General features: G+C 63.3%; 11 protein-coding genes. All 11 read left to right on the top strand.

Going from position 1 to position 12,084, the window contains the following annotated elements; all coding sequences use genetic code 11:
• The first annotated feature begins 62 nt into the window (after window positions 1-62).
• The 11 genes from nadE to VJ923_RS01000 all read left to right on the top strand — a co-directional run bounded on the left by nadE (window position 63) and on the right by VJ923_RS01000 (window position 11,917).
• Complete coding sequence (gene nadE, locus VJ923_RS01050; RefSeq protein ID WP_326437618.1) at window positions 63-881, top strand: NAD(+) synthase; 819 nt, start codon at window positions 63-65, stop codon at window positions 879-881.
• Between the two features lie 55 nt (window positions 882-936).
• Window positions 937-2,241: a sensor histidine kinase gene (locus VJ923_RS01045; protein WP_326437616.1), complete on the top strand. Its 1,305-nt coding sequence runs from the start codon at window positions 937-939 to the stop codon at window positions 2,239-2,241.
• 30 nt (window positions 2,242-2,271) lie between these two features.
• Window positions 2,272-2,976, top strand: coding sequence for a response regulator transcription factor (locus tag VJ923_RS01040; protein WP_326437614.1), 705 nt, complete (start codon window positions 2,272-2,274; stop codon window positions 2,974-2,976).
• 241 nt (window positions 2,977-3,217) lie between these two features.
• Window positions 3,218-3,505, top strand: coding sequence for a co-chaperone GroES (locus VJ923_RS01035; RefSeq protein WP_326437612.1), 288 nt, complete (start codon window positions 3,218-3,220; stop codon window positions 3,503-3,505).
• Window positions 3,506-3,698: 193 nt separating this feature from the next.
• Window positions 3,699-5,330: a chaperonin GroEL gene (groL, locus tag VJ923_RS01030; RefSeq protein ID WP_326437610.1), complete on the top strand. Its 1,632-nt coding sequence runs from the start codon at window positions 3,699-3,701 to the stop codon at window positions 5,328-5,330.
• Window positions 5,331-5,705: 375 nt separating this feature from the next.
• On the top strand, window positions 5,706-6,284 hold the full coding sequence (locus VJ923_RS01025; protein ID WP_326437608.1) for a xanthine phosphoribosyltransferase: 579 nt from the start codon (window positions 5,706-5,708) through the stop codon (window positions 6,282-6,284).
• Window positions 6,281-7,681 carry a uracil-xanthine permease family protein gene (locus tag VJ923_RS01020; protein ID WP_326437606.1) on the top strand — a complete coding sequence of 467 codons (1,401 nt, stop codon included), beginning with the start codon at window positions 6,281-6,283 and terminating at the stop codon, window positions 7,679-7,681. Before VJ923_RS01025 ends, VJ923_RS01020 begins: the two co-directional genes overlap by 4 nt.
• A 29-nt stretch (window positions 7,682-7,710) precedes the next feature.
• A complete protein-coding gene (locus VJ923_RS01015) occupies window positions 7,711-8,661 on the top strand; it encodes a putative manganese transporter (RefSeq protein ID WP_326437604.1) in 951 nt (316 codons plus the stop codon).
• A gap of 457 nt (window positions 8,662-9,118) precedes the next feature.
• Entirely contained in the window at window positions 9,119-9,721 is a 603-nt protein-coding gene (locus VJ923_RS01010; protein WP_326437602.1) for an HD family phosphohydrolase, read from the top strand.
• Window positions 9,722-10,052: 331 nt separating this feature from the next.
• A complete protein-coding gene (locus VJ923_RS01005) occupies window positions 10,053-10,484 on the top strand; it encodes a universal stress protein (RefSeq protein WP_326437600.1) in 432 nt (143 codons plus the stop codon).
• Entirely contained in the window at window positions 10,484-11,917 is a 1,434-nt protein-coding gene (locus VJ923_RS01000; RefSeq protein ID WP_326437598.1) for an MFS transporter, read from the top strand. The genes VJ923_RS01005 and VJ923_RS01000 overlap by 1 nt, the downstream gene beginning before the upstream one ends.
• Window positions 11,918-12,084: the final 167 nt, after the last annotated feature.

Here is a 12,084-nt window from a genome sequence, read left to right as displayed (position 1 = left end):
CTGATGCGACACCAAAGCGCTGCCACCCTATAGGCGGCGCTTTTGCTATGGAAAGGACGCCTATGAACCCGCAGCAGATGTATACGGTCTGCACCGAGGCCCTCGGCGCCTTCGTGCGCGACGCCGGCTTCACCGATGTGGTCATGGGGCTGTCCGGGGGCATGGATTCCGCCCTTGTGGCCGTCATGGCCGCCGATGCGCTGGGCGCCGGCCACGTGCACGGCGCTCTGCTGCCCGGGCCCTTCTCCAGCCCCTCTTCCATTGAGGATGCCGAGGCGCTGGCGGCCAACCTCGGCATAGCCACCTGCACGATTTCCATCTGCGAGCCCTTCGTGGCCTTCGAAAGAGCGCTTGCCGTGCCCTGCGGAGGGGCGTTGTCGGGTCTTGCCGCCGAGAACACCCAGGCCCGCTGCCGCATGGTGTGCCTCATGGCGCTGTCGAACGCCCATGGCTGGCTCATGCTGAACACGGGGAACAAGTCCGAGGGCTGCATGGGCTATTCCACACTCTACGGCGATACGGCCGGGGCCTTCGCGCCTTTGGGAGGCATTTACAAGACCGACGTGTTCGCCTTGGCCCGTTGGCGCAACCGCCAAGCCGAGGAGCAGGGCGGCGCCGGCCCCATTCCCGAGAACGTGTTCGTGAAGCCGCCGAGCGCCGAGCTCGCGCCCGGTCAGGAGGACGAGAAGTCCCTCGGCGTTGATTACGCCACGCTCGACCGCATTCTGGTGGCCTTTGTGGAAAGAGGGGAAAGCGCCGAGGCCATCGCGGCTTCGGGAATCGACCGCGAGCTGGCCGACTACGTTATCGCTCGCACGGGCGCCAACGCCTTCAAGCGCGCCCTCGAGCCGCCCTATCCGGACGCGCCGTTCTACGGATAACAACCTCGCAACTACAGCGGGTGGTGTATGGCGGAGCGGACGGGAGTCGTTTACCATGAGCATCATGGATACGCTCTTTCGACAGACAGCTAGACTCTCGGCCACCGATTGGCTCATCGACGCCGTCATTGCGGCGGGCGCCTTTGGCTTTTGCTGCCTGCAGCTGACCTTGGCCGTGAACCTGATCATCCCCGACGAGTTCATGCGCCGGCTCATGGGCATCGAGGCCGTGGTGCCCTCGGTGCTCTCGCTTCTCGTCATCGCCGCCACCACGCTGCCCTTGGTTCTGCGCCGCAAGTTTCCCTGGGCGGTATTTGCGTGGTGCATGGTCAGCTGGGGCCTTCTTCAGTCGGAAATGAATGGCATCGCGCTTTCGGTGGCGGGTCCGCTGATCGCCCTGTTCACCCTGGCCTCGGTCCGCTCGCGCGGCGAGGCGGTGGTGGGCTGTGTCGTCGCCTGCCTTGTGTTCATGTTCGCCCCCGCCCCTCCGGAGCAGTCGCGCATTCTCACCCAGCTCACGCTGTTCCAGAATATGGCCTTGGTGCTGGCCGCGGCCTTTGCGGGCTACGCGCTGCACGAGCACCAAGAGCGCACGCGCGCCATCGAGGAGCGCGCTGTGGCCGCCGAGCGCAGCCGCGAGAGCGAGGCGCGGCGTCGAGTGGAAGCCGAGCGCGTGTCCATCGCTCGCGAGGTGCACGACATCACGGCGCACTCGCTCTCCGCGGTGAGCATTCAGGCCGCCGCCGCCGAGCGCCTGGTCGACCGCGACCCCGAAGCGGCTAAAGAGGCCATCGCCGAAGTGCGGCGCACGTCGAAGGCGGCCCTGGAGGAGATTCGCGCCATGATAGGCGTGCTGCGCACCGGCGAGGGGCCGGCGGAAACCGCACCCACCCAGGGCACCGACCGCATGGCCGACCTTCTGGCCTATCTGGAAGGGGCCGGCATCGAGGCGTCTCTCGACGAGGCGTCCTACAATCGCGCCGTCGTGCCGGCGTTCATCGACGTGGCCCTCTACGGCATCGCCCGGGAGGCGGCCACGAACATCGTGCGCCACGCCGACGCGCGCCACGCGGCCTTCGCGCTTTCTGCCACCGAAGAGGGTGGCGCCACCCTGGTGGTGGACGATGACGGCAAGGGCTTCGTTCCCGCCGGCGCGCCAGCGAGCACGAAGCCCTTGCCGCCCTCGTCCACCACCAGGGTGGCGCCCCCCTGGTGGTGGACGATGCCGGCAAGGGCTTCGTGCCCACCGGCGCGCCGGCGGGCCACCACGGGCTGCTCGGCATGCGCGAGCGCGCCCGTCTTCTGCACGGCACCTTCTCCGCTGCGAAAAGCCCGCTCGGTGGTTTCCGCATCTGCGTGAGCATCCCCCTGAACCAGAAAGAGGAGCCCCATGACTGAGGCTGAACCCATCCGCGTGCTCGTTGTCGACGACCAAGACCTCGTCCGGGGCGGCTTCAAGGCGATTCTCGGTACCTACGAGGGCGTCGAAATCGTCGGGGAGGCGCGCAACGGCGCCGAGGCGGTGCAAGAGGCCCAGCGCCTCAAGCCCGATGTGGTGCTCATGGACATTCGCATGCCCGAAATGAGCGGCATCGAGGCCACCCGTGCCATCACGGGCAACCCGCTGCTCGCGAAGACGCGCGTGCTCGTGCTCACCACCTTCGACATCGACGAATATGTCTATGACGCCCTGGGCGCTGGTGCGAGCGGATTTCTTCTGAAGGACGCCGATCCCGACGAGATTGTCGCCGCCATCCGCGTGGTGGCCGCGGGCGACGCGCTCATCCAGCCCTCGGTGATGCGCCGGCTCGTGGAGACCTTCGTGGCCGCCCGCCCGCGCGGCGGCTGGGGAAGTGCCGAGGTGGCAGATGCGCGTCGCGCGGCCCTTGCGAATCTCACCGATCGCGAGCGGGAGATTCTGATGCTCGTGGCCCGCGGCCTTTCCAACGATGGGATTGCCGAGGAGCTGTTCATCTCGCCGGCCACGGTGAAGACGCACCTGGCGCGCATCATGGCAAAGACCGATGCCCACGACCGCGCCCAGTTGGTGGTGTTCGCCTACGAGACGGGGCTCGTGAGCCCCGCAGGCAAATAGCTGCGCAACTGCACAATTTCAAAGTAGGAAAGTAATCCCTGATAAAGCCCATAATCGCAGGAAACTTCAGCGAGAAATACTCAAGTTTTTCCCGTGCGCCCCTTGTATTCCGTCCCGTTGCTGTTATGATGTCTTCCTGTTTAGCACTCGTTGTGAAAGAGTGCTAGCACTTACCCTCAACGAGTGGTTAAATTGGAAGCTGTGCATAGGCACAAGACAACCATTGAAAGGACGGCAAGCTATGAATTTGAAGCCTCTGGGCGACCGCGTCATCCTGAAGCAGGACGAGGCCGAGGTCACCACCGCGTCCGGCCTGTTTTTGGCCTCCGACGCCAAGGAAAAGCCCCAGACCGGCACCATCGTCGCCGTAGGCGAGGGCCGACTCGACAAGGACGGCAAGCTGCTCCCCATGCCCGTGAAAGTGGGCGACAAGGTCATCTACAGCAAGTTCGGCGGCACCGAGATCGCCCTGGATGGCGAGAACGTGCTCATCCTGCGCGCCGACGACATCTATGCGGTTGTTGAATAAGTAATTATTCGACAACCCGACGGCTTTCCGTGGCGGCCGCCTAGCCCTTCAGAACCTGCGGTCTTTCGCACACAGCGCGAAGGCTGCTTAGCTCAAGACCGCAGAACCTTCAGGGCAATGCGACTCACCACGAAAAGCCTGCTGTTTCCAGTGTTGTTTTTGAAAATAAGTATTCTGAAAGGAACGCGAACTTATGGCTAAGGAAATCAAGTTCGATACCGATGCTCGCTCCGGCCTGGCCGCGGGCGTGTCCAAGCTGGCTGACGCTGTGAAGGTGACGCTCGGCCCCAAGGGCCGCTACGTCGCCCTGGAGAAGTCCTACGGCGCCCCGCTCATCACCAACGACGGCGTGACCGTTGCCAAGGAAGTTGAGCTGGAGAACCCCGTTGAGAACATGGGCGCCCAGCTGGTGCGCGAGGTTGCCGTGAAGACCAACGACGTGGCCGGCGACGGTACCACTACCGCTACGCTTCTCGCCGACGTCATCGTCTCCGAAGGCCTGAAGAACGTCACCGCCGGCGCTGACGCTCTCGGCATCCGCCGCGGCATCGAGAAGGCCACCGACGCTATCGTCGAGTCCATCAAGGCTTCCGCCACCCCCGTGTCCACCAAGGAGCAGATCGCTAACGTCGGTCGCATCTCCGCGGGCGACATCGCCATTGGCGACAAGATCGCCGAGGCCATGGACGCTGTGGGCAAGGACGGCGCCATCTCCGTCGAGGAGTCCCAGACCTTCGGCATCGAGATGGACCTCGTCGAGGGCATGCAGTACGAGCGCGGCTACATCTCCCCCTACATGGCTACCGATATGGAGAAGATGGAAGCGGTGCTGAAGGACCCCTACGTGCTGCTCACCGACATGAAGATCAACTCCATCCAGGACATGGTTCCGCTGCTGGAGGAGATCATGCGCGCCCAGCGCCCGCTGTTCATCGTCGCTGAGGATGTCGAGGGCGAGGCGCTCTCCACCATCCTGCTGAACCGCCTGCGCGGCACCCTGAACGTGGTCGCCATCAAGGCCCCCGGCTTCGGCGACCGCCGCAAGCGCATTCTGGAGGACATCGCCGTGGTCACCGGCGCCCAGGTCATCGACAAGGACTTCGGCATGACCATGGCCGACGCCACCATGGAGATGCTCGGCACCGCTAAGACCGTCAAGGTCACCAAGGACACCGCCCTTATCGTGGATGGCGCTGGCAAGAAGGAAGACATCGAGAACCGCATCCAGATCATCCGCGCCGAGCTCGAGCGCGTCGACTCCGACTTCGACCGCGAGAAGGCCCAGGAGCGCTTGGCGAAGCTCTCCGGCGGCGTGGCCGTGCTGAAGGTCGGTGCTGCCACCGAGTCCGAGCTGAAGGAGAAGAAGTCCCGCATCGAGGACGCCCTGCAGGCGACCCGCGCGGCTGTGGAAGAGGGCATCGTCGCCGGCGGCGGCGTGGCTCTCGTGGACGCCATCGGCGCCCTGGATTCCGTCGAGGCTGCCGACAAGGACGAAGAGGTGGGCATCGACATCATTCGCAAGGCCATCGAGGCCCCGATGCGCGCCATCGCCCAGAACGCCGGCTTCGAGGGTTCCGTGGTGGTCGAGAAGGTGAAGAGCCTACCCGCGGGCGAGGGTCTGAACTGCGCCAACGGCGAGTACGGCAACATGATCGAGATGGGCGTGAACGACCCGGTGAAGGTTACCCGCACCGCTCTGCAGTCCGCTGCTTCCGTGGCCGCTCTCATCCTCATCACCGAGGCCACCATCAACGAGATCCCCAAGGAGGGTCCGGACCTGTCCGCCCTGGCCGGCGCCATGGGTGGCGGCGGCGGAATGTACTAGGCCCCAGGCAGGCGAATCTTGCGCACGGCCTAGCCGCACATCCAGCTAACTCGCAGAAGGGCGTTCCGCAGGGGGCGCCCTTCCTGTTGTGCGTGTGTCTGGCCCGATTCATGGAAATTGTGCTTTTTTGGAACGCATAATTTGGAAAATGTGCTTTTTTGTTTTTAGAAAACCCCTAGTTCGACCTGGTATAACGTAAGAAACACCAGGTCAAATCCCTGTTCGAAAAAGCACATTTTCCAAATTCTCGAGCTGTCGATTTGCCATCAGCCCTCTTTTCGTGGGCGTTTTCGGCGGCCATTCCCAAGGAGCCTGCAATCTCTTAAGATAAGTCGATACGCGAAAAGGACCCTTACGCCCCCAAGGAGGTTCGTTGTGAAGCTGTTGGAAGAACGCATTCGGCGCGATGGCGTGGTGAAGCCCGGCGGGGTGCTGAAGGTGGACGCGTTCTTGAACCACCAGATGGATATCGAGCTGTTCGCCGCCATGGCCGAGGAATGGAAGCGGCTGTTCGCGGACAGGCCCATCAACAAGATTCTCACCATCGAGGCCTCGGGCATCGGCATTGCCGCGGTGGTGGCGCACCATTTTGGCGTGCCCGTGGTGTTCGCGAAGAAGACCCAGTCCATTAATTTGGACGGCACTATGTACTCCACGCGCATCCAGTCGTTCACCCACAACCGCATCTACGACGTGATCGTGTCCACGCGCTTCCTTAGCCCCGATGACCACGTGCTCATCATTGACGACTTTCTCGCCAACGGCTGTGCCCTGCGCGGTCTGCTCGAGATTTGCGAGGCAGCGGGAGCTGCGGTGGAGGGCATCGGCATCGCCATCGAGAAGGGCTTCCAGCCCGGTGGCGACGAGCTGCGCGAGGCCGGTTACGACCTGCAGTCGCTCGCCATCGTGGAGGCCATGGATCCCGAAACCGGCGCTATCGAGTTTCGCTCATGAGCGAGAAGAAGCCTGTGGAAAGCGAGGGCGGCGTCGCCTTCGTGGATAAGAAAGTGAAGGCGCTGGCGACCCTGGACGGCGACATCGGCTGGCTTGCCGCCTTTCCCTATGGCCTGCAGCACGTGCTCGCCATGTTCGTGGCGAATCTTGCGCCTATCGCCATTATCGCCGCGGCGGCGGGGCTTCCCGAGGAGATGCGGGCGGTGCTCATCCAAAACGCCATGTTCATCGCCGGCATCGGCACCTTCGTGCAGCTGTTCCCGCTGTGGCGCGTGGGCAGCGGGCTGCCCATCGTCATGGGCATCAGCTTCACCTTCGTCTCGGTGGCCTGCACCGTGGCGGCCACCCAGGGCTACGGGGCGCTTATGGGGGCGGTCATTGTCGGCGGCCTCATCGAGGGTGTGCTCGGCCTCATCGCCCGCTATTGGCGGCGCATCATCACGCCTATTGTGGCGGCAGTGGTGGTAACGTCCATCGGGTTTTCGCTGCTCGGTGTGGGCGCGGCCTCCTTCGGCGGCGGCACCGGTGCCGAGGATTTCGGTAGCGCGACGAATCTTGTTTTGGGCACGGTATCGCTCGTCGCCTGCCTGGCGTTTCAGGGCCTCGCCAAGGGCGCAACCAAGCAGCTCTCCGTCCTCTTCGGCCTGATTGTGGGCTATTTGGTGGCCATTCCCCTCGGCAAGGTGGACTTTTCCGCCTTCGTGGGCGCACCGCTGGTCTCGCTGCCGGGCGTGATGCCCGTGACGCCGGAATTCAACCTGAGCGCCATTATCACCGTGACCCTCATCTTCCTCGTTTCCGCCACGGAAACGGTAGGGGATTGCTCGGCCCTTACTGCGGCGGCTCTGAAGCGGCATCCCACGGACAAAGAGCTTTCCGGCGCGGTGACCGCCGATGGCGTGGTGAGCTCGCTGGCCGGCGTGTTCGGCTGCTCGCCGGTAACCTCGTTCTCGCAGAACGTGGGCCTTATCGCCATGACGGGCGTAGTGAACCGCCGCGCCATCGCTACGGGCGCCTTCGTGCTCGTGCTGGCTGGGTTCGTGCCCATCGTCAGCCTCGTGTTCGCCTCGCTGCCCGAGGCGGTGCTTGGCGGCTGCACCATCATGATGTTCGGCAATATCATCCTGAGCGGCTTCCAGATGATTGCCGGCGCGGGCTTTTCCCAGCGCAATATCACCATCGCCGCGCTCTCGCTGGCGGTGGGCATCGGTTTCACCCAAATGAGCGACATTTTCGCCATCTTCCCCGAACTCGTGCAGAGCGTGTTTGCCGACAACTGCGTGGCCATGGTGTTCGTGGTGGCCATTTTGGCGAGCCTGCTTTTGCCCAAGGACCAAAAGGTCACGGGCCCGCTCGTCGTGGATGAGAGCAACGATTCGGTGGAAGCCGCTGATTAAGCGCTATTATCAGTGGCATGGAAGACGTCATGCACATAGCCGAGCACGTGTTGGAGCACTCCGTCTCCGATACGCTCTACCTCATTCCGTTTCTGTTCATTACCTACCTGGCCATGGAATGGCTCGAGCACAAGACCGGCGGCAAGACCCAGGAGGCCATCCGGCATGCCGGCGCGGGCGGGCCCATCGTGGGCGCGTTTCTGGGTGTGGTACCCCAGTGCGGCTTCTCGGCCGCTGCGGCCACGCTGTACGCCGGCCGCGTCATCACCCTGGGCACGCTCTTCGCCGTGTTCCTCTCCACCTCCGACGAGATGCTGCCGATCTTTCTGGCCGAGGCCGTGCCGGGCAACACCATCCTGTCCATCATGGGCGCGAAGGTGGTCATCGGCATGGTCATGGGCTTCATCGTGGACGCCTCGCTGCGCCTCGCTCGCCGCGACAAGGAGCGTCTGCGCATCCACGAGCTGTGCGAGCAGGACCAGTGCGGCTGCAACCACGACTGTCATGCCTGCGAGCAAGCTCCCGAGCGCGCCTACGAGCACCATGACGATGTGGAGCACACCCACAGCCACGGCCATGGGTGGAAGGGCATTCTGAAGAGCGCCACGAAGCACACCGTGCAGGTGACGCTGTTCATCTTCCTCATCACCATCGCGCTGAACGTGGTGCTGGAAACGGTGGGGGAGGACGCGCTCGCGCAGTTTCTCGGTGAGAACCCGAGCTTCTCCGTCTTAGCCACGGCACTCGTGGGGCTTATCCCGAACTGTGCGGCCAGCGTGGTCATCGCCCAGCTGTACGTGGAGGGGGTGCTCGGTGCCGGGGCCATGCTCGCGGGCCTGCTCGTGAGCGCCGGCGTGGGCCTGCTCGTGCTCGTGCGCGCCAACCGCCACTGGAAGCAGAACGTCGCCATCATCGCCGTGCTGTATGCTACGGGCGTGTTCTGGGGTCTTGTCTGCAACGGGCTTGGCGTGGTGTTCTAGGTTCGTCGGTCTCTTGCGCGGATATCGCGCCCGTTAGACGTCCGCCGGCGCAAAAGGCGGTCTGGAGTCGCGCTTTTTGGTCCGTCGGCGCTTTATCGTTTTCTCCGTACTGCCTGGCCGAGAGAGCTGTTTTTCTCTGCCATTTGCAAAAAAGACGGAATTGTTAGACATTTCGGCGGCGAGGATGCGGGCCGCCTTTCCTGCGTCGTTGTTTTGGCTGTGCAAAACACCAGTTCAAGTCAGTGCATTTTGAAGGCATCGAATTTCAGGGAAAGCCCATGTCCGCGCTGTTTCGCGGCTAATGTCTAACAATCCCGCTTTTTTCGCAAATCTTGAAGCAAAAGTTTGTTCGAGGGCCCAACGGAATTGCTTTTGTTTTGGAGCATGCCCCTAGCGTGCCGCGGGAAATTACCGCTATAGTGGTTTCAAGCGAAAAAAGAGATGAGAGGAGATGTTCATGGCAGCGCTTTCCGCCGGCATGACGCGCGATGCAGCCTACGAGCTGCTCGCCGCCCACAACAAGGACCCCTTCCACCTGGAGCACGGCGAGACGGCGGAGCAGACCATGCGCTACTTCGCCCGCGAGTACGATCCCGAGAACGAGGAGTTCTGGGGCATCGTGGGCCTTCTGCACGATCTAGATTGGGAAGAGCACGACGACGAGCCGGAGCTGCACACCATCTATGCCGCGCCGCTCATCGAGGAAGCCGGCGGCACGCCCGAGCTCATCCGCGCCATCCAGTCGCACACCTCCGACTTCAACCCCGAACTGCCCAAGCCCGAGCTGCAGATGGAGAAGATCCTCTTCGCCACTGAAGAGCTCACGGGACTCATCGGCGCGGCCATCGTCATGCGCCCGAGCAAGAGCGTCATGGACTTCAATGTAAAGTCGCTCAAGAAGAAGTACAAGGACAAGCGCTTCGCCGCCGGCGTGAGCCGCGAGGTCATCGCCTCGGGCGCCGAGATGCTCGGCTGGGAGCTGGACGAGCTCTTTGCCCGCACCATCGAGGCCATGCAGTCCTTCGCTCCCGACCGCGACACCTTCCAGCCGGAGGCGTAAGGGAGCGTAGCGAAGAAGGTTGCTGACTTTCACCTGTTGCCTCCAATAATGAGGAACAGGTGGTCGTCGCGGCAACGCCGGGCCGCCTAACAATACTTGCGTAATTGTGTTGAGGAGCCGCTTTCGCTGTAAGGCGGGGGCGGCTTTGCTCTTTCTGTCGCCGAGCGAGCTCTGGCGCCAGATCGATGGCCGCTATTGCAACGAGGCAGCAAAGGTGCGGAACGCTTTCCTACAGCCTGGCGAAAAATGGGCGACGTTCGTACATTGAGGTCTACAATGGAGGCGAACCTGATAGAAAGTCCGATAGGCTCCCCGACAGAAAGGTCGTTCCATGTGGTGCCATAAAGCCCTCGTCGCCTACGATGGATCTGCGCCGTCGCACAAGGCTTTGGAAGTGATGCGCGAGATCGCCCAGCAGAACCCGGCCCTGGAAATCGTGCTTGTGCACGTCATGCGCCTGTTCTCCACGGGAGCTGCGGCGGCCGGCGTCGACACGGTGATGGTGGAGGATGCCATGGCCGTGCGTCGGGAGCTCGAGGCCATTGCCGCGGAGTTGCCCAACCCCTGCGAGGTGAAGGTGCTCAAGGGCACGAGTCCGGCTGACCTTATCGTGAACTGCGCCAAGGAAGATGGCTGCGATCTCATTATCATGGGCAGCCGCGGCCAAGGCGGCGTGAAGGGCTTTCTGGGCTCGGTGAGCTATGCCGTGACCAAAGAGTCGCCCATGACCGTGCTCATTGCGAAAGAGGGCGAAGCTCGCTAATGGCTTCCTCAACCGCTGCCGCGCGCCCTGGAGTCGCCGCCGCGCCGACCCCCCTTTGGACGAAGAGCTTCATCGCCGGCACCTTGCTCAACTTCTTCATTGCCGCCAACTACTTCATGCTCATGGTGGTCATGACCGCCTACGCGCTTTCCGTCTACCAGGCTCCGCCGGCTGTGGCCGCTTTTTGCGCGAGCGCCTTCATCGTGGGCACGCTGTTCTCGCGCTTCGCCTCGGCTCCGCTCATGGAGCGCTTCGGGCGCCTGCCTGTGCTTGTCGTGGGCGCCGTGCTCGAGGTGGGGCTCACGGCATTGTACCTGTTGAATGAGCCGCTCATGGCGCTCATCGCCGTGCGTTTCGTTCACGGGTTCGCCTATGGCATGTGCTCCACCACCATTGCGACCGTGGTGACGAGTCTCATCCCCGCCGAGCGCAAAGGGGAGGGCATCGGGTACTTCATGCTGTCGGTCACCCTTGGCAGTGCCATCGGCCCCTTCGCTGGCATCTTCATCTCGAACAACTTCGGTTACGACGCGCTGTTTGCTTTGGCGAGCATCCTTGTGGCCTTGGCCGTGCCCTGTGCGCTGTTGCTGCGTCCCGCCGGAAAGACCCGGGTCAAAGGCGATGAGCGCAAAGCCCTTGCCGAGCAAGCCGCTGCGTCCGATGCTGCCGCGGGCGCGCTAGCGGAAGGGTCGGCCGAGGGCATGCGCGAAGAGGCGGAGGCCGAGGCCCTCGAGGAGGCGGCCCAGAGCGCTCCGGTCGCGGAATGCCCTGCGTGCGCCGGCGCCGACGCAAAGTGCCCGAGCTGCTCGCGCGTCCCCTCGACCCATTTGGAGGAGATGATCACCGGCAAGGTGGAGCATTCGCCGCTGGCTCGGTTCGTCGAGGCCGGCGTGCTCCCCATCTCCGTCGTCTGCGGGCTGCTCTTCTTCGGCTATTCGAGCCTGCTCACCTTCCTCACGCCCTATGCTAACAATCTTGGTCTGGGCCGGGCGGCCAGCGTGTTTTTCGTGGCCTATGCCTTGGCCATGTTCGCGACCCGTCCCTTTACCGGCCGCGCTTTCGATCGCAAAGGGCCTCATCCGGTGATGCTTCCGGCCTTCGTCTCTTTCGCGTTGGGCATGGTGCTCGTGGCCTTCATGGTCAACGATTGGATGCTGTTGGGCGCCGCCTGCCTGCTCGGCTTCGGCGTGGGAACGGTGCAGTCCTGCGGGCTCGCCATGGCCGTGCGCGTGACGAGCGACGCGCGCCTGTCGGTGGCCAACGCCACCTTCTACATGCTGCTGGACATTGGCGTAGGCATCGGCCCCATCCTGCTGGGACTCATCGTGCCGCTCATCGGCTACTCGGCCCTCTATCTTTGCATGGCCGCCGTCGGGGTGATGGCGCTTCTGCTGTTTCTTGTCGTCGCCCGCACCGAGAAGGGCGTTCGTTAGCTGGTCGTCTGCGCAAAAGGGCAAACGCGCTCGCGTATCGCGCTTGGCTGTGAAGCTCTGTCGTGCTGTTTCTTGGGGGGCGATCCAGAGAGCACGCTTTTTGAAACATAACCCCGGATCCATTTTAATTGAAAAAGAAAACCCGCCTAAGGGCGGGCCTGTGAGCG

It is taken from the genome of Adlercreutzia shanghongiae, assembly GCF_035830635.1.
Lineage (GTDB): Bacteria > Actinomycetota > Coriobacteriia > Coriobacteriales > Eggerthellaceae > Adlercreutzia > Adlercreutzia shanghongiae.
This window is presented reverse-complemented; position numbering and strand designations above follow the sequence as displayed.